At 59.1% G+C, this 18,144-nt stretch carries 17 protein-coding genes; 9 read left to right on the top strand and 8 right to left on the bottom strand.

Features of this window, described 5'->3' with window-relative positions; all coding sequences use genetic code 11:
• On the top strand, positions 1-1,662 hold a 1,662-nt coding region (locus ACQY7U_RS06510), incomplete at its 5' end, for an ABC transporter ATP-binding protein (protein ID WP_428642988.1).
• A 66-nt stretch (positions 1,663-1,728) separates the two neighbouring features.
• Here ACQY7U_RS06510 and ACQY7U_RS06505 read toward each other — a convergent pair.
• Both ACQY7U_RS06505 and ACQY7U_RS06500 read right to left on the bottom strand, forming a co-directional pair.
• Positions 1,729-2,904 (bottom strand): hypothetical protein, encoded by a 1,176-nt coding sequence (locus ACQY7U_RS06505; RefSeq protein WP_428642987.1) that lies wholly within the window; start codon positions 2,902-2,904, stop codon positions 1,729-1,731.
• 103 nt (positions 2,905-3,007) lie between these two features.
• Positions 3,008-3,907 (bottom strand): sugar kinase, encoded by a 900-nt coding sequence (locus tag ACQY7U_RS06500; RefSeq protein ID WP_428642986.1) that lies wholly within the window; start codon positions 3,905-3,907, stop codon positions 3,008-3,010.
• 355 nt (positions 3,908-4,262) lie between these two features.
• Between ACQY7U_RS06500 and ACQY7U_RS06495 the strand changes: the two genes are divergently transcribed.
• The 4 genes from ACQY7U_RS06495 (at position 4,263) to ACQY7U_RS06480 (ending at position 10,831) form a co-directional block, all read left to right on the top strand.
• Positions 4,263-5,852 carry an EAL domain-containing protein gene (locus ACQY7U_RS06495; protein ID WP_428642985.1) on the top strand — a complete coding sequence of 530 codons (1,590 nt, stop codon included), beginning with the start codon at positions 4,263-4,265 and terminating at the stop codon, positions 5,850-5,852.
• Positions 5,853-6,028: 176 nt separating this feature from the next.
• Complete coding sequence (locus tag ACQY7U_RS06490) at positions 6,029-6,580, top strand: TetR/AcrR family transcriptional regulator (RefSeq protein WP_428642984.1); 552 nt, start codon at positions 6,029-6,031, stop codon at positions 6,578-6,580.
• Between the two features lie 14 nt (positions 6,581-6,594).
• Positions 6,595-7,689 (top strand): efflux RND transporter periplasmic adaptor subunit, encoded by a 1,095-nt coding sequence (locus tag ACQY7U_RS06485; protein WP_428642983.1) that lies wholly within the window; start codon positions 6,595-6,597, stop codon positions 7,687-7,689.
• Between the two features lie 31 nt (positions 7,690-7,720).
• Complete coding sequence (locus tag ACQY7U_RS06480) at positions 7,721-10,831, top strand: efflux RND transporter permease subunit (protein ID WP_428642982.1); 3,111 nt, start codon at positions 7,721-7,723, stop codon at positions 10,829-10,831.
• 138 nt (positions 10,832-10,969) lie between these two features.
• On the opposite strand, the gene ACQY7U_RS06475 is transcribed toward ACQY7U_RS06480, so the two are convergent.
• The 3 genes from ACQY7U_RS06475 to ACQY7U_RS06465 all read right to left on the bottom strand — a co-directional run bounded on the left by ACQY7U_RS06475 (position 10,970) and on the right by ACQY7U_RS06465 (position 12,381).
• Positions 10,970-11,797, bottom strand: a complete 828-nt coding sequence (locus tag ACQY7U_RS06475; RefSeq protein ID WP_428642981.1) for a bifunctional allantoicase/(S)-ureidoglycine aminohydrolase — start codon at positions 11,795-11,797, stop codon at positions 10,970-10,972.
• A gap of 164 nt (positions 11,798-11,961) precedes the next feature.
• Complete coding sequence (locus ACQY7U_RS06470) at positions 11,962-12,162, bottom strand: hypothetical protein (RefSeq protein ID WP_428642980.1); 201 nt, start codon at positions 12,160-12,162, stop codon at positions 11,962-11,964.
• A 33-nt stretch (positions 12,163-12,195) separates the two neighbouring features.
• Positions 12,196-12,381, bottom strand: a complete 186-nt coding sequence (locus tag ACQY7U_RS06465; RefSeq protein WP_428642978.1) for a YdcH family protein — start codon at positions 12,379-12,381, stop codon at positions 12,196-12,198.
• Between the two features lie 125 nt (positions 12,382-12,506).
• On the opposite strand from ACQY7U_RS06465, the gene ACQY7U_RS06460 reads away from it, so the two are divergent.
• The 3 genes from ACQY7U_RS06460 (at position 12,507) to ACQY7U_RS06450 (ending at position 14,892) form a co-directional block, all read left to right on the top strand.
• Positions 12,507-13,439 (top strand): LysR substrate-binding domain-containing protein, encoded by a 933-nt coding sequence (locus ACQY7U_RS06460; RefSeq protein WP_428642977.1) that lies wholly within the window; start codon positions 12,507-12,509, stop codon positions 13,437-13,439.
• A gap of 150 nt (positions 13,440-13,589) precedes the next feature.
• A complete protein-coding gene (locus ACQY7U_RS06455; RefSeq protein WP_428642976.1) occupies positions 13,590-13,910 on the top strand; it encodes an antibiotic biosynthesis monooxygenase family protein in 321 nt (106 codons plus the stop codon).
• 127 nt (positions 13,911-14,037) lie between these two features.
• A complete protein-coding gene (locus ACQY7U_RS06450) occupies positions 14,038-14,892 on the top strand; it encodes a GNAT family N-acetyltransferase (protein WP_428642974.1) in 855 nt (284 codons plus the stop codon).
• A 28-nt stretch (positions 14,893-14,920) separates the two neighbouring features.
• On the opposite strand, the gene ACQY7U_RS06445 is transcribed toward ACQY7U_RS06450, so the two are convergent.
• From ACQY7U_RS06445 to ACQY7U_RS06435, 3 genes are all read right to left on the bottom strand, one after another.
• A complete protein-coding gene (locus ACQY7U_RS06445) occupies positions 14,921-16,237 on the bottom strand; it encodes a GNAT family N-acetyltransferase (protein ID WP_428642973.1) in 1,317 nt (438 codons plus the stop codon).
• A gap of 94 nt (positions 16,238-16,331) precedes the next feature.
• A complete protein-coding gene (locus tag ACQY7U_RS06440) occupies positions 16,332-17,102 on the bottom strand; it encodes a glycerophosphodiester phosphodiesterase family protein (protein ID WP_428642971.1) in 771 nt (256 codons plus the stop codon).
• A 50-nt stretch (positions 17,103-17,152) separates the two neighbouring features.
• A complete protein-coding gene (locus tag ACQY7U_RS06435) occupies positions 17,153-17,617 on the bottom strand; it encodes a RidA family protein (protein WP_428642970.1) in 465 nt (154 codons plus the stop codon).
• 257 nt (positions 17,618-17,874) lie between these two features.
• Between ACQY7U_RS06435 and ACQY7U_RS06430 the strand changes: the two genes are divergently transcribed.
• The coding region (locus tag ACQY7U_RS06430) for an EipB family protein (protein ID WP_428642969.1) at positions 17,875-18,144 on the top strand (270 nt) is incomplete at its 3' end.

Below are 18,144 nucleotides of genomic sequence, written 5' to 3'. Positions count from 1 at the left end.
GGAATGATCGCGGCGACGACCGCGGCAAGCGCCTGGATCATGCGCGACGTCGTCAACGAAGTCTTCGTCAACAAGGACGAGGCGATGGTCTACGTGATCGCGGTTACCGTTCTCGTGATCTTCAGCCTGAAAGGCGCTGCGACCTACGGACAGATGGTTGTCCTCTCCCGTGTTGGAAACCAGATCATATCCGACCTCACGCGCCGGATGTTCGATCACATGATCCGGCAGGATCAATCCTATTTCGACAAATACTCTCTTGCGGAAATCGGTGTGCGCGTCGGTCAGGGCGTCGGCGCAACACGTTCAACTCTTGACCTCATTATCGTTTCACTCGGCCGGGATGTTCTGACGCTCATCGGCCTCACGTTCGTGATGATCTTCCAGAACCCGCTTCTGAGCCTCTTCGCTTTGTTCACGATGCCGCCGGCCGTCGTCGGCGTCGCCGTCCTGGTGCGCCGGGTGAAGCAATATGTGAAGCGGCAGGTGGTTTCCAACGCGAGGATTGGCGCCACGCAGCAGGAAACGGTGCTCGGCATTCGCGTCGTGAAGGCCTACGGAATGGAAGATGCAATGCGTAATCGCATGGAAGGCGACGTCCTGGATGTTCAAAGGCAGGCGGACAAGATTGCCTCGCTTACCGCCCGGACATCACCGCTGATGGATACGCTTGGCGGAATTGCGATTTCACTGGTCATCTTCTACGGCGGCTATTCCGTCATCGGCCTCGGACAGGACCCGGGCGCCCTGTTCTCCTTCATCACGGCGCTGCTTCTGGCCTACGACCCGGCTCGCCGGCTGGCACGTTTGAATGTCAATCTCGGCAAGCAAGTTGTCGGCCTGCGCATGATGTATGAACTTGTCGACCGCAAGCCCGATTTGAAGGACGCGGAGGATGCAACGGACCTGGAAGTGGGCGAAGGCAAGGTAGAATTTCGCGATGTCGTATTCTCCTACGGGGAAAGCGCGGCCCTTCACGGTACGAACTTCATTGCCGAGCCGGGCAAGATGACCGCGCTTGTCGGCGCCTCCGGGGCGGGTAAATCGACCGTGTTTGCCCTGATCGAGAGATTTTACGACCCGCAATCCGGTGAGATTGTCATTGACGGTCAAAATCTCCGGGACGTTACCCAGAAATCCTTGCGTGGTCAGATCGCCTATGTAAGCCAGGACGGGTTCGTTTTCGACTTGAGTGTTCGTGAAAACATAAAGCTGGGGCGGCCGGAGGCCACCGAAGACGATATCATCGCGGCGGCGAAGGCAGCGAACGCGCATGACTTCATTGAGAAATTGCCCCAGGGTTACAACACCCGGGCCGGGCAGGGGGGCAACAACCTCTCGGGCGGCCAGCGGCAACGCATCGCCATTGCGCGGGCCATGTTGCGCGACGCGCCGATCCTGCTGCTTGATGAAGCCACCTCGGCGCTCGATGCCGAGTCGGAAGCCAAGATCCAGTCGGCGCTGGAAACTCTTACGAAAGGCAGGACGACCCTTGTGATCGCTCACAGGCTCAGCACGGTCCGGCATGCACATCAGATCCACGTCATGAGTGAGGGCAAGGTCGTGGAGAGCGGCACCCACGACGAATTGTTCGATCACGACGGCATCTACCGCCGTCTCTGCGAGCTCCAGTTTCAGAACCGCAAGGAAGCGGCCGCCTGAAGTAGGCCTCACTTCAAAAAAAGCCCGGGTCAAGTGCCCGGGCTTTTTCATGCTCTGAAACCTGTCCTACTGGTTCGCGGTAATGGCTACCGACAGGATTTGCGGGATCATCTGCGGAGCCAGCATGGCCGTGCCCATGATCTGCGAAACCGGAACCGGCGTGCCGGGAGCCGCGGTGATCTCCAGGGATCCGGGCGTGGTCAGGTAATCCGTCACGGCCTTGGCCACCTGCGCTTCCAGTTCCTTGTTTTGAAGCATTCCAAGCATCATCGGCAGGCTGCCGGTCAGGCCGGACACGAAGACCGGGGTCTCGACGCCTGCCTTCTTGGCTTCCTGGTCCAGGATGCGCCCTGTCAGGGAGGCGTCGTCCAGGCGGATCTTCGCATTTTCGATCGAGACGTTCTGCACCAGCGCCATGGCCTCTTCAGGCTTCTTGGTCTTGTCGTTGAGCTGGGTAACGACGTCACGGGTTACACCGCCGAGTGACAGCGACAGCGACAGGCTCGCAGCATTTTCAGCGTCGATCTTGAGCTCCGGAATAGCGAGCGTTGCGGCGTCCGGATCCCATTTTCCGGACCCCGACACGCTGAAATTCAGGGTTTCATAGCCGAGTTCGGTAAGGGATGTCGCTTCCTTTGCTTCCAGCTGCTTGACGTCGATCTTGGCACCGGTGATCGCAAACTGGCCTGATGTGGGCAGGTCGCCGTCCATACTGTCGATGGAGGAATAGATCTTGTCGACATCGGCAACCTTGCCGTCCTCGTCGCTGATCTGAACGGCATTGATCTCAAGAACCCTGTAGCCCGGATTGACCGGCGAATTGCCGTCCTTGGCCTCATCCGCGGAGGGGAGCAGCAAGTCGCTGACACTGAGGCTTTCAAGGGTCATGCCGCCGTCATCGGCAGTCAGTTTCAGCTTTTCCAGTCCGAGGTTGCCGAGTTTGAGGCGACCGTTGTCCTGAACCACGCCGTCCGTGAGGGCCGTGCTTCCAATCGTGACCTTGACGTTGTCCTTGTCCTCATTGGTGATCAGAAGGTCCTTGATGGTGACCGTATTGCCGGTTTCCTCCACGGACGCATAGCTTTGAACGGTACCGTCCTCGGAATCGAGCAAGGTGAGGAACGCATCGGCGACGGCATTGCCGCTCGGATCGAAGGCAAGGGCCGGACTGGCTTGCACAACGATAAGGCTGACAGCTGTTGCCAGGCCGGCGCCTAGCCGTGGGGCACGGGAAAACATCATTGAAACTCCATTGGAATTATGCCCGCATACTCTGCTTTATGTTTGGGGTCGAAGCAAGGTGCCAACCTGTCCCCGTTCTTCGAAACACGATCAGGAAATCCCGTCAGGCTGCGTCCTTTTCAGGAAAAACCGTCATGGCCCGCTCCACGTCTTCAACGCTCGGCAGGCTGGCTTCGTTGCCGAGATGCTGAATGGCATGGGAGGAAGCGCCACGCGCAAACCGGAAGTGCTGATCCCAACTGCGTTCCGGCCAGCGCAGGCAGGATGCGATATAGGCTCCGTGGAACACGTCGCCGGCCCCATTGGAGTCGACCACTTTTTCCAAAGGTACGTTAAGAGCGGGCAGCACCTTGTCGGGGCCGCCGGCCTCGTACCAGACCATGCCGTGTTCGCCGAGAGTAACCGCGCCAACCGGACAATTCTTCGAGCGCAGGTAGTTCAGCGTTTCTCCGGTCGACTTGCCGAGCTGCTCGCAGAAGCGCTCGGAAACCACGGCGATGTCGATGTGTTCCAGAAGCTCGTCGGTGTTTTCCCGGATCGCGCCGCCGTCTAGCGACGTCGTGATCCCGAGATTCTTGCAGGTGGCCGCATAATGGAGGGCCGCATCCGGCATGTGACCGTCCAGATGAAGCATTTTCATTCCGGCAATCGTCAGCGGAGGGAACGGGTGGAGAAATTCGTTGTCACGGCAACGGACAATCGCGCGTTTTCCGCCCTTGGGCATGATGAAAGACAGGGAGGATTCACGAACTTTGCGGCCGTGAACGGAAATTCCGTAGGCGGCCGCCATGTCCAGGAACATACGGGCCAGCCAGTCGTCAGCGAGTGAGCACAGAAGGTCCGGTTTGCAGCCGAGTTTGGCGCAGCAGAACGCAGCAGTCACCGCATTGCCTCCGAAGCTGATTGCGTAGTCCTGGGCAATCGTCTTCTCGTCTCCCGTCGGCAGGCGGTCGGTCAGAAATGTAACGTCGATATAGGCTTGTCCGATAAACAATGCCTCCATGAGGGTCTCCCTTCAGGCAATGAGCTGCTTTCGGCGCGCACTAAAGCAGTCGGCGCGCGCTGCGGCCTTGATCTGGATGAAAGCTTAAATCCTTCGCGAAGAAAATGGGGCTGTTTTTGTCGCTCCTTTCCGCGTCTTGCTGGTTCCTGCAGCATTCTGGGCCATGCAAGGCGTATCTCCGTCATGAATTTCCGCCGCGAAGGCTGAAATTTGGACAAGAAGCGGCCTGCGGGCGCGCTTGCGGTCCGGGTTCATTCAGTCCTTGTTTACCCAGATAGGCGATTGTCGGGATGAGGTTATTCAACGACGGGCCTGCATTTTGTCCTTCCGGTATATTGGTTTTGCAAAGACGGTGATGATCGCCCTTGTGCTGGCGACAACGCCGCTGTTTGCGATCAATATCATCCTCAACCAATATGCCGAACGGCGCGCCGTCACCGAAATGGAAGCGATGGGCAGTGCCACGATCCACCGGGCCGAGGAAGCCATCAGCACAACCGTGTCCTTGCTGCAACGTCTGGACCGGGACAATGTCCAGACTTGCAGCGCCGAAGACCGGGTCATATTCGAACAGCAGATCGTCGAACACGGAATGATCGACGCTCTCGGTCTGGCAGATGCAGCCGGACAGCGCATGTGCATTATTCCCGACCGTGAACTTGCAGGAAAAACCATCCTGCCGCCGCTCCGCGACGAGGGGCCGCTTGTCGGAATTGGCATGCTCGACCGCAATTACCTTGGTGCCCGTGCCGCCGTGATCAGCTGGGACCTGAAGGATCGCACCAGGCTCTTTGCGGAAGTGACGCCGGCAGTCATCGCAATGGATCCGGGACCTGAGTTTCTCCGGTCATACCGAAGGGCCGAACTCCGTCTTGGCGACAACCTGCTTTGGTACAGCGTTGGCGGTTATAACTCGGAAGAGACGGGGGCGGAGGATACGTTGTCGGTGGAAGTCGCATCCGAGCTTTATCCACTCCGGGCAACCGTCAGTGCACCGATGTCGGCAGCCAAGCAGATGGTTCAGGATCTGAAGGTCGTCGCCGCGGCAGCTTGTGGCGGCGTTGCGCTGCTGTTTGTTGCCATTGGTGTATGGCTTTCCTGGCGTCCGGAGAGCGAGGCGAACGACGAATTCATTGCAGCCATCCGCAATGGCGAATTCATTCCCTACTACCAGCCGGTCATGGATATCGAGACACACCGGCTTCGGGGCTGCGAAGTGCTCATGCGCTGGCGGCGACCGAACGGCATGGTCATTTCTCCTGGGCAATTCATGGCCTATGCCGAAAACAATGGCCACATCTTCGATATGACCCGGCACATCATGCGGGTTTCTGCCGATGAAATCGGGGAACTCTATGGCGAGAACCCGGATCTGAAACTGTCGATCAACCTCTTTGCCGGTCACTTCCTCGACCGCGAGATCGTCACCGACGTCAAGTCCATCTTCGAGAAGTCGTCCATCTCCTTCCAGCAGATCGTCGTGGAGGTCACGGAACGCCATCCGCTGGAGGACATGGAACTCGCACGCAAGATCATAGCGGAGCTGCAGGCACTTGGCGTTCGCGTGGCGCTGGACGATGTCGGCACGGGCCATGGCGGAATGGCCTACCTGCAGAAGCTGGGTGTCGACATCATCAAGATCGACAAGATGTTCATCGATACGATTGGACTGGACGACAGTTCCACGACCATCGTGGATTCCATGGTGGAACTGGCAGACAACCTTGGCATGGGCATTATCGCTGAAGGTGTCGAGCTTGAAGAGCAGATCGACCGGTTGCTCGAACTGGGAGTGACTGCGGCGCAGGGGTACTATTTTGCCCCGCCGATGCCTGCTGACGAATTCATCGAATTCGCAGCACGCGTCGAAGACGAGGCGCGTGACCGGGAGCGCCTGTCTGCGGAAGCCTCCGCGGCCGAAGAGGCTGCCACCAAGGCAGCCTGACCCTTCCTGCCCTTTGCCGGACCTTGATTCCTCGCAGCTGACATGCCGCTTTCACGGTTGGACCGCTGAATGCGGTGCGGTACAGGCTCCAAATCGCTTTGTACTTGTCTATACCGGCTGGACGGTTTAGAAGCGCCAACTGTACTGACTGGACGGTTTGGAGCTTGACTGGACGCATGGCCCGGAATTCCCAGGATTCAAAAAGCGAAATTCTGAATGCGGCACTGGATGTCATCAGGCGATCTGGTGCGCAGGGCCTGACCATTGACGCGGTCGCCGAGGAAAGCGGCTTTTCCAAGGGCGGCGTTCTGTACAATTTTCCGACCAAGGACGCACTGATCACGGGAATGGTCGAATTCCTGGCGCGACAGTTCGAGACGGAAGTGGCTTTTGTTCGTGAACGTCATCTGTCGTCTCCGTGCCCCACACTGTCCGCCATGATCGATGTGACCGAAGGCTGGTTACACGACCGGCGGGACGTGGCGCAGGCCATGCTTGCGACCAAGGCGGACCGTCCGGATCTCAGCGAGCCTTTCATTGGGGTCAAGTCGCGTCTGAAGGCGGCGATAGCAGCCGAAGTGACGGAGGCGGGCAGGGCCTGGGCCATCTGGTCCGCATTGGAGGGGCTGCATTTTTCAGAAGCCCATTGTGTTTCGGTGTTTTCGGAAGAAGAGCGCGCGCAAGTGTTCGCGGACCTCCGTCAGCGCCTCGATGAAGTCAGCAAGTAGGACAAATGACCCTCATGTTTGAAGCAAGCAAGGGCCCACTTCGCCGCTGGGCCGGTTTGGTGTTCGCTGCCCTTGTCCTGGCCGCCTGCCAGGATGAAGCCTCCGATCCGGTTTCCGAGGCAGAAGCAAAACTGCACGCGGCGCCAAGGCCGGCAAAGATTTTCACCGTTACGGATCAGATCGGCCTTGTCGAGCGCCGGTTTGCCGGTCGTGTGGAAGCGGTGCAAACCGTGGACCTGTCCTTTCAGGTTCCCGGAAAACTGGTTCAGCTTCCAGTTCTGGAAAGCCAGCCGGTCAGGAAAGGTGATCTGATCGCCAAACTCGACACGACCGATTATGACCGCGCCGTGCGCGAAGCCACATACCGGCAGGATCAGGCCAAGCGGGAACTGGATCGCCTGGAAACGCTGCGCGAACGTTCGGTCATCTCACAGTCCGCCTATGACGAGCAGAAGAACGTCTATGATCTTGCCGTCGAACAACTGAAGGAGGCCAGGCAGAACCTGGTCTATACCGAGCTGCGCGCGCCTTTCGACGGGATCGTCTCCGTCAGACTGATCGAGAACTTCACCACTGTCGGTGTCGGAACACCGGTCGTCCGTCTGCATGACGTCTCCGAAGTGCAGGTCGACATCAATGTCGCCGAAGCCCTGTTCGGCCGCGTCACCGAATCCGAGGTGGCGTCCATCGATGCGAGATTTCCCGCTTACGGGGACAAGCTGTTTCCGCTGAAATACCGGGAACACTCCACTCAGGTGGATGAGGTTGCCCAGACCTACCGGGTCACGCTTTCCATGCCGCGGGAGGGGGCGGAGCAGCTGTTTCCCGGTATGACGGCCTCCGTTGTTGTCAAGCTGCTGCCGGAAGGACTTGAACTTGGCGAGGAGTTCCTGGTGCCTTCGGGTGCGGTGGCTGTCGATGGAGACGGAAAGTCCTTCGTATGGGCATTTGATGCTGGCTCCGGCGCGGTCGGCAAGCAACCTGTCGAGATCGGAACAGTGATGGGGGACTACATCCCCGTCAAATCCGGCCTCAAGGCCGGTGACGAAATCGTATCCGCGGGCGTTGCCTATCTCAGCAACGGCCAGATCGTACGTCGTCTGAACTGATCCCGCACGGACGAGACAAGGATCCAGACCCGTGGATATTGCACGTTATTCCATCGAAAAACCGGTCAACACCTGGATGATCGTCCTGATGGCGCTGCTCGGCGGCCTCTGGGGGCTTACGACGGTCGGACGCCTGGAAGATCCGGCTTTCACCATCAAACAGGCACAGGTTATCACCTCCTATTCAGGGGCGACCGCGGCGGAAGTGGAGAACGAGGTTACCGAAGTCCTCGAAACCGCCATTCAGCAGATGCCCCAGCTGGATCTGATCACCTCCGTGTCGGAACCCGGCCTGTCGCGCATCAGCGTGGAGATCAAGCCGACCTATGACGGCACGGAGTTGCCGCAGGTCTGGGACGAGTTGCGACGAAAGGTTACCGACGAGGAACGCAATCTGCCCGCCGGAGCGGGTACACCGCTCGTCTACGACGATTTCGGCGACGTCTACGGTCTCTTCTATGCCTTCACCGCCGACGGTTACACCAACCGGGACATACGCGAGACCGTAAAGCGCATCCGGCGGGAGCTGCTGACGGTGGAGGGCGTCGGCAAGGTCGAGGTTGCCGGTGAGCCTGAGGATGTCATCTACCTCAACATCGATCAGGACAAGATGGCAGGTCTCGGTCTGTCCATGTCCGACATCATCGGTGTGCTGGATGCGGAAAACCGGATCCAGACCAATGGTTCCGGTGTCTCGGGGCAAAAGCGCATCCGGCTGATGACTGCTTCTGCCTTTGAGGACTTCCGGGGCATACAGGATCTTGTTATCGGTCGACCCGGCTCGACCGCCATGATCCGCCTGTCCGATATCGCGACGCTTGAACTGGGCGAACCGGTGCGCCCGGGCCGGTTGATACGGCACGGCGGTCATGAAGCGGTGACGATCGGGGTTGCGCAGATCGAGGGAACGAACATCGTCGAGGTCGGTGAGCGTGTGATCCGGAAACTGGCTGCCATCGAAGCCCGCATTCCGGTCGGCATGCAGATCCATCCGATCTACGAGCAGAACGTCGTCGTGGACGAGTCCGTCAATGGCTTCATCCTGAACCTGGCCGCTTCCGTCGTCATCGTGATCGGCGTGCTGGCCCTTTTCATGGGCTGGCGTGCAGCCGTCGTCGTCGGGACGGTGCTGCTTCTGACCGTTATGGCGACAGTGCTCTTCATGCGTATTTTTGCAATCGAGATGGAGCGGATCTCCCTTGGGGCGTTGATCATTGCGATGGGCATGCTGGTCGACAATGCCATCGTCGTGGCCGAAGGCATGATGATCAACATGCAGCGCGGTCAGAAGGCCATCGAAGCAGCCAGCCGGGTGGTCGCGCAGACCATGTGGCCGTTGCTCGGTGCAACGGTCATCGGCATCATGGCTTTCTCGGGCATCGGGTTGTCGCCTGACGCGACCGGTGAGTTCCTGTTCTCGCTTTTTGCGGTGATAGGTATCTCACTGCTGTTGTCCTGGGTGTTCGCCGTCACGGTCACACCGCTGTTCGGCAAGTATTTCTTCCGGTCGGCAACGGGAGACCTAGAGGGGCACGATCCCTACAAGGGGCTTCTTTACACGATCTACCGGAAAATACTGATCGGATCGCTGCACGCGCGTTTGCTGACCATTGCAGGCCTTGTGGGCATCACCGTTGTCTGTGTGATGGCTTTCGGAAATGTGAAACAGGCCTTCTTCCCGGACAGTAACACACCGATTTTCTATATCCATTACTGGGCTCCGCAGGGCACCGACATCCGGGCCACGGAAGCGGACCTGAAGGAAATGGAAAAACATGTGCTTGCCGATGAACGTGTGGAAACCGTCACCACCTTTGCCGGTGGCGGGGCGACGCGTTTCATGCTGACCTATGCGCCGGAAGACGCCAATCCGGCTTACGGGCACATGATCATCCGCGCACGCAGCCGGGACGACATAGACATGCTGGCGCTCGATCTTCGCAAGACGTTTGCCGACAGGTTTCCCTCCGCCCAGATCATCACCAAACGTCTTGTCTTCGGACCCGGCGGCGGGGCAAAGATCGAAGCACGGTTCTCCGGACCGGAAGCCGATGTCCTGAAACGTCTGGCGGATGAAGCCGAGGCGGTTTTCTCACTGCCTGAAAACAGGCTGGCCGACGTCAACACCAACTGGCGGCAGCGGGAACTTGTTGTCCGGCCGGTGTTTGATGAAGACCGGGCGCGGATTTCCGGCGTTACCCGTGAGGAGCTTTCGCTGTCACTCCAGTTCGCGACCGAAGGCGTGCGTGTCGGTGCCTACAGGGACGTCGACGAGAGCATTCCGATCGTGGCCCGCAGGGCCGGGCAGGAGGGTATCTCCGTCAACGAAAGCGTGGCGGATTCCCTTGTTTGGAGTGCCAACCAGCGCCGTTACATTCCGGTGGATCAGGTGGTGCGTGAATTCCATATGGAGCCGCAGGATACCTTGATCCATCGGCGCGACCGGGTACGCACGCTGACCGTCAAGGCTGAGACGACGGCGGGGGAAACGGCATCCGCCGCCCTGGCAAGGGTGCGACCCCAGATCGAGGCCATGGATTTGCCGGCGGGCTATGCACTCGAGTGGGGCGGCGAATATGAGAGCACCAACGATGCCCAGGCATCGCTCGGCGCACAGTTGCCGCTCGGCTTCCTGGTGATGCTGATCATCTCGATCCTGCTGTTCGGCGCGGTCCGCCAGCCGCTGATCATCTGGCTGATGGTGCCGATGTCGATCAATGGCGTGGCAATTGCCCTGCTGGCAACGGATACCCCTTTCGGCTTCATGTCGCTGCTCGGGTTCCTGTCCCTGTCGGGCATGCTGATCAAGAATGCCATCGTGCTTCTGGAAGAGATCGATCTTCTGATCCGCGAGGGCCGGGAGAAATACGAAGCGATCGTCGAAGCATGCGTGTCGCGCATGCGGCCCGTCATGCTGGCGGCGATCACCACGATCCTCGGCATGGCGCCATTGTTGTCGGATGCCTTTTTCCGGGGCATGGCGGTCACCATCATGGGTGGTCTGGCCTTTGCCACGATCCTCACCCTGATCGCCGCTCCCGTGCTCTATGCCCTTTTCTTCAGAGTGCGGCCGCCGAAGAAAGACCATGCGGGAACGGAGCCTGCGGCGACAGCAGACACGTCACCGGTTCCCGCGCAATGAGGCATCACCTTCAGATGTGAAGTCAGGAGGCGGCCATCGGCCGCCTCGTTTTTTCTACGGCTTGCTGAACGATATTCAAAAGTAAATTCAGAGCTTTGCGATTGAAAGCGGAATCATTTTCCGAAGCCCTTGGCGTTCTCAGGCCCGCTTGAGTTTCATGTGCCGGTTGACGTCCTTGTAGAGCAGGTAACGGAACTTTCCCGGACCACCCGCGTAACAGGCCTGCGGGCAAAAGGCTCTGAGCCACATGTAGTCGCCGGCCTCCACTTCCACCCAGTCCTGATTGAGCCGGTAAACAGCCTTGCCCTCCAGCACATAAAGCCCGTGTTCCATGACATGGGTTTCGGCGAAGGGAATGACGGCGCCCGGTTCGAACGTGACGATGGTGACATGCATGTCATGACGCAGGTCTTCCGGATCGACAAAGCGTGTTGTAGCCCATTTGCCATCCGTTCCGGGCATGGGGGTAGGGGCAATGTCTTTTTCGTTGGTGACGAAGGCAGAGGGGTGTTCCAGGCCCTCCGCGGCCTCGTAAGCCTTGCGGATCCAGTGAAAACGCACCGGCCCGCTGCTTTCGTTTTTCAAGGTCCAGTGGCAGCCGGCGGGCAGATAGGCATACCCGCCTTCCTCCATCAGGTGCAGATCGCCTTCGATTACGACCGTCATGCTGCCTTCGACCACAAACAGGACAGCTTCCGCCTCCTCGTCCGGCTCCGGCTTCTGGCTGCCGCCGCCGGGCTGAACTTCCATGATGTACTGGGAGAAGGTTTCAGCAAAACCGGAAAGGGGGCGAGAGAGAACCCACAGCCGCGTCTTGTCCCAGAAGGGCAGGAAACTGGTGACGATGTCGCGCATCGTGCCTTTCGGGATGACCGCATAGGCTTCTGTAAAGACTGCACGATCGCTCAGCAGCTGGGTTTGCGGCGGATGTCCGCCACTGGGGGCGAAATAGGATGAGGAGGTCATGGGGCGTTCCCGGAGCTTTTGTTTCCACCATTGTGAAAAAGCCGGTCTGGCAAGGCAATGGAAAAAGGCTTCGGAAAAGGAAAACCCGCCCGCGAGGCCTGTGCGGGCGGGTTCGGTCCAGCTTGGGCCATACATAATCCGGACGACAGATTTCCGGAGAGCGCTTAGCTACGTGTGGCCATTTCCCGCTGGACGGCGGTCTTTGCGGATCTGACATTGTCGAGCACCGTGGGGCTGGCGGTGCCCGTTGCCTGTTTGTCTGCGAGATAAGACGCCATTCGGGCATCAAGATCCTGCAAGCGCGCCTGCCGGGTCATGACCGGTTGCAAGGCAGGCGGGACAAATAGCGGCCAAAGGGGAAGCATGAGCGTAGTCCTTTCCTTAGTCTGGCAAACGGGTCAGCAAACCGGCCGTCTTCTGGAAAGTCCGTCTTCAATCCGCTGGATCTCGTCCCGCAGCCGCAGCTTGAACTTCTTCAGCGAGCGAATGTGCACCGTGTCCGGAAAGGAATGCATTTCTTCGCGACGGATCAGGCTGTCCAGTGTGCTGTGTTGATTGCGCAGGGATTTCAAACGGTTATACATCACCTATCTCCTCGTTTTCGTCTGCGTTTCCGCTGACAATCGAAATATGGTGGTCAACTCGAAATAGATGAAATACATTGTTTGAATTATTATGATAGAGAAAATCTATCGTTTGAGTGTTCCCAATGCGCTATCGGCCTTCACCACGCCAACTCGAGTATTTCATTGCGCTGGCCGAAACGCTTCATTTCGGCCGGGCTTCGGAAAAATGTCATGTGTCGCAACCGACTTTATCCTCTCAATTCAAGCTTTTGGAGGATCAACTGGGAGCCACACTGCTGGAGCGGGGCAGTGGCGGCATCAGCCTGTCGGCTGCCGGTGAACGCCTTCTGCCGCTTGCCCGGCAGGCATTGGAGAACCTCGACGAAATTGTGACCGTTGCCCAGGCGGGCCGGTCCAATCTCGGTGGATTGATCAGGCTGGGTGTCTCGCCCACCTTCGGCCCGTACTTCATGCCGTTCCTTTTGCCGATCCTCAAACGCGCGTTCCCCGCACTCGAGCTATACATTCGCGAAGATCGTCCCAACCTGCTTGAGGGGGGCCTTGCCGCCGGGACGCTCGATTGCATCGTGACCCCGGATATCGTGCCGGCAGTTGACCGGGTGGCGCGGGAGCTCTGTACGGAAAGCGTTTCGCTGGCGGTGCCCAGGGGGCACCCGCTCGCAGGATTGAAGTCGATCCCGGTAGAAATGTTGCGCGGTGAAAAGCTTCTGGCCCTTGGACAGGGCTTCCGGCTTCACAATGATGTTCAGGCGCTGGCCCGCGCTGCCGGGGCGGAGTTCCGTCAGGACTACGAAGGAACGAGCCTGGACGCCATGCGCCAGATGGCTTCCATCGGCATGGGCCTTGCGCTGTTCCCCGCAGCCTATATCGCCAGCGAGTTCGGCAAGGAACCGGACCTGCTGCTGAAAAAGGTGGAGGGCATTGCCATGCAGCGGACCATGTTTCTCGTCTGGCGCAGGGGCAGTTCCAGAAGCAGTCATTACGAAGAGCTGCTGTCGCTTGCCCTGCAGGCCGTCGACGCCATGCAGGTGGAAGGGATCGACGTGGTGAAGTGACTTCAGCAGAACCGCGATTCCACTGCGGGACCAGACGGGTCAGGAGAAGGTCCGTAAACCGGCAGGCGTGAATTCGTGCGCATTCATGCTGATATTGCAGGAACTTAAAAAACGTGCCAGCCTCTTTGGAAAAGGCCGAGGAGAAGTGTCATGCCCGAGATTTCCAGCGATACGGATTTCCAGACCGTCATCACGACTTTCGAAATGACACCTGGAACCTGCTACGACCTTCTGGAGGAACTGAAAGACGCCTACCACAACTTCATCCAGCATCAGCCTGGATTTATCGGAGCCGGGCTGCATGTGAACGATGCCCAGACCCGGATTGCGAATTATTCGCAGTGGCGCCGTCGGGAGGACTTCCTGGCGATGCTGCGAACGCCGGAGATGCGCGAACGCAATCGCCGTATTGGTGCGCTCTGCAAGCATTTCGAGCCGGTCATGTATGACGTTGCCGATACGTTCGGTTGAGCGGTCGGCAAAAAGCACTGCGGCTGCAGCCGCCGGTCTCGAGGCGGCTGCGGTTCTCTGGAATTGTCTCTTCATACGCTGCATTGCGATTTACGAAGGATCCTGACGCCGGCAGGCGTTTTTTGCCATGACGTATCAGATCACCGATTGCCGGGGGCTTTTTCCGGAGCAGCTTTGTGCCGCGACCAACGCCGCCTTTTCAGACTATGTCGTCCCCACGAAAATGAGTGAGGACGGGTTTCGAGAATTTCAGCGTCAGCGCGGTTTCTCTCCCGCTCACTCCTTTGTTGCCTGGAGCGGCAAGAAAATTGCGGCTTTCTGGTATTCCAGTCCGCCGAACCCGGCTTATGGCAACAGGGCCTATACCCTTTCGGTCGGAACCGATCCGGCACACCGCCGCAAGGGGTTGTCGCGGCAATTGCTTCAGTCGGTCATCAAGGCTCAAACCGCAAGCAAGGCCAGTGGTCTTCAACTGGAGGTCATCACGAACAATTCCAGGGCGGTCGAGGCCTACAGGTCTTTCGGGTTTTGCGAGAAGCGCACCTTGCGGGTCTGCAAACTTCCCAAGAGCGCATTGGAGGTGCCGATGCCGGAAGGCTGGTCGGTCGCACCGCTGGCGCTCGATGCGGTGCCGGGAGACACAACAAGTTATTTCGATGTCTTGCCAACGCCGCAAAACAGCCTCGGGGCGCTGACGGCCCTCGCGGACCAAATCTCTGTGCTGGGATTGCGCCGGAACGGTGAACTGATCGGCTGGGGAGCGGTTTACAAGGACGGCGCGGTCGCCCAGATCGCTGTTCACAAGGGCCATCGCAGGCAGGGGGGCGGAACGGCATTGCTGCGCGCACTGGGAGCATCCGTGAAGGTGGACCATCTGGTCTTCGTGAACGTTGACGAAGTGGCGCGCGGGTTGAATGCCTTTCTTGACCGTTTCGCAGCGGAGACGCTGCTTCAGCAATATGAGATGCAGCTGATCCTCTAGGTCGTGGACAATACAATGGGTCCGTAAGCTAGGTGTCTTTCTTGAAGGGCGCGTGTTCCGCCAGGGCCTCGTTCTCGCGTTCCACGGCAACCCGCTCGTGTTCCAGGAAATCGGCAACCGCCTCGTGAAGTCCTTCGTGGGCGATCCAGTGAGCGGAATAGGTCGTGGTGGGCAGATAGCCCCGGGCGAGCTTGTGTGCGCCTTGTGCTCCGGCCTCCACCCGTTTCAGGCCGCGTTCAATGGCAAAGTCGATGGCCTGATAGTAACAGAGTTCGAAATGCAGGAACGGGTGGTGTTCCGTGCAGCCCCAGTGCCGTCCGAAGAGGGTGTCTGACCCGATGAAGTTGAGCGCGCCTGCAATGTAGCGCCCGTGGCGTTTGGCCAGAACCAGCAGCGTGCGCTCTGCAAGCCGCTCGTTGATCAGGGAAAAGAACGTACGGTTGAGATAGGGCCGGCCCCATTTGCGCCCGCCCGTGTCCATGTAGAATTCATAGAACGCGTCCCAATGGGCTTCGGTAAGGTCCGAACCGGTAACCCATTCCACCTCGATCCCGTCTGCGCTCAGGGCCTCCCTGCGTTCTTTCCGGATGGCCTTGCGCTTGCGGGAGGCAAGGTCCGAAAGAAATGCGTCGAAACTCTCGTAACCCTGGTTTTCCCAGTGGAACTGCTGATCGGTCCTTCTCAGGTATCCGAGGTCGCCGAGGAAGTCCCATTCCGGCCTGGTCAGAAACGTCGCGTGGACGGACGAGGCGCCTGTGCGCTGGCAGACCTGGACGAGACCAGCGGCCAGCGCCTGGATGCCCGCCTGCCGGTTGATGCCGGGGCCGGTGAGAAACCGGCGCCCGGTGGCCGGTGTGAAGGGCACCGAGATCTGCAGTTTCGGGTAATATTCACCGCCTGCCCGGTAGAAGGCATCCGCCCAGCCGTGGTCGAAGACATATTCGCCTTGCGAATGGCTCTTCAGATAGGCCGGAACGGCGCCAAGAACGGCGCCCGTGTCGTCCTGCAGGAGCATGTGGCGGGGCAACCAACCGGTGGCGTTCCCCACACATCCCGAAGCTTCAAGCGACTCGAGAAAATCATGGGAAAGGAAGGGGTTAAAAGAAGTTTCCTCAGAAAGAAGGTCAACTTCATCGCCGAGCACTGCCGCGAGGTCGCTGACGCGGGCGCATTGTTCGTCCCGGGACAGCTTGCCCCGGCCTGTCAGAAGCCAACCCGGGTTGGCCACACCGTCCCATGCGTCCCTGGAGACCTCCTTCAGGGAGGAAAGGATCCGCAGGGACACGGTTTGTCCTTCTCCGGATGGTGCCGGAGTGTCACCGTTCGGGGTGGGGGAAGATGTCATGCGCTAGTGAGAACCATGATTCAACATCATGTTCGAAATGTAGCGTTCCCGGGTTGCCATGCAAGTGCCGACGGACAATCCGGCATCAATTCTCTTAAACGGTTGTCTTGTCCGGGTCGAACCCTTCGAAAACGATCTGGTCCGCGTAGCGCGCCGCCTTTTCCAGCTGTTCGGTGTTGCGCACCGTCCATGTCATCACAGGGATCTTGAACACGGACCGCATCAGGCTCGGTCCGGGCATCGGCAGATCCTTGATGCCGTAGGAAATGAAATTCGGACGGGTGCGCGGTGCGTGCAGGATATGGCGCAGGATGAACCGGTCCATGCGTCCATGGAGGGAATAATCCGGTCCTGGTTCCGCCCTGTCCGCGACGATGCCGCGCAGGACGTTGCTGTTATGGGCTCTGGCGTGGGACAGCATGTCCGGGTCGAATGTCTTGATACAGGCCGGTCCGTTGTAGGCGGCGACCTGGTCGACGACCTTGCGCACGAAATCGCCCTGTGCGTCCCGGCGCAGCAGGGACTTGATCTCGATGACGAGCGGAACCTTGCCATCGACAAGGTCGAAAAGATCCTGCAACAGCCAGAGCCTGTCCGTGCCGGTCTTCATCCCGATGCGGACCAGGTCTGCCGACGATTGTGCGATGACATTGCCCGTTCCTTCCGCCAGCCGGTCCAGCGTGTAGTCGTGAAAGACCAGTGCCTCACAGTCGGCGGTCTCCTGGACGTCGACTTCGATGGCAAAGTTCCGCTCCACAGCCTTTTGAACGGCGGTCGGCGTGTTCTCGATCACACCGTTATCTGCATCGTGATAGCCGCGATGGGCGATCGGGCGGGCGAATATGGCTTGAAGGGCAGGGGTCATGAACGTTCTTGAAGGAAGGGCGCCCCCGAAAGGAGGGCGCCGGGAAAAAATCAGTCTGCAATCTCGAAAATGGCTTCGATCTCGACCGCCGCTCCGAACGGCAGGGAGGCGGCACTGACGGCCGAACGGGCATGACGGCCCTTGTCGCCCATGGCTTCCACAAGGAAGTCAGATGCGCCGTTGATCACTTGCGGCTGATCGCCGAAGTCCGCAGTCGAATTGACGAAGCCGACGATCTTGACCAGCCGCGTGACCTTGTCGAGGTCACCCGTCGCAGCTTTTGCCTGGGCAAGCAGGTTGATTGCGCACAGCTTGGCAGCGGCCTTGCCGTCTTCGATGGCGAGATCCCCGCCCAGCTTGCCGGTCACTTTCAGCTTGCCGTTTTCCATCGGCAGCTGGCCGGAGATGAACAGCTGATTGCCTGTTCTGACGAAGGGAACGTAGTTCGCGGCGGGCGCGGCGGCCTCCGGAAGGGTGATTCCGAGGTCAGACAGGCGGGCTTCGATCGTGCTCATGCGTTTCTCCGGCTACCGGCAACCGCCATTCGTTTCAAATGGCCGCGGTTGCTTGAAAAGGACTTGCGGCTGTCTTGGCGCAATTCGATATTGGTGACAAGGCCAAATTGCGACAGGCTGTTGTAAGTTGTCTGGCGGGCTTGAAGTGAGAATGCTTGTCCGCGTATTCAATGGAACAAATGCGTCCGTTTGCGGCATAATGGCAAAGGTGGTTCAGATTGCCAGTCGGCCACCGGTGCGAGAATCGAGGTTTTTTGATGTTACGCGTTCCGAACTTCATGACGTTGGCCGGCATGGGCATGACCCTGGCCGGTACCCTTGCGTCCTTGTCCGGAACCGCCGCCGCAGCCGGTATCGGGGGGCACAAGCTCGTGCCGCATCGAGCCGTCTATGACATGAAGCTGGGGGATTCCAAGGATAGTTCCGGGATTGCAGGTCTCAACGGCCGCATGGTCTACGACTTTTCCGGAAATGCCTGTGAGGGCTACAGCGTCAATTTCCGCTTCGTGACACAGTTCCAGGACGCC

It is taken from the genome of Roseibium sp. (assembly GCF_050301095.1).
Taxonomy (GTDB): Bacteria; Pseudomonadota; Alphaproteobacteria; order Rhizobiales; family Stappiaceae; genus Roseibium.
The sequence above is the reverse complement of the archived record's forward strand: the minus strand, read 5'-3'. Positions and strand labels throughout refer to the sequence as shown.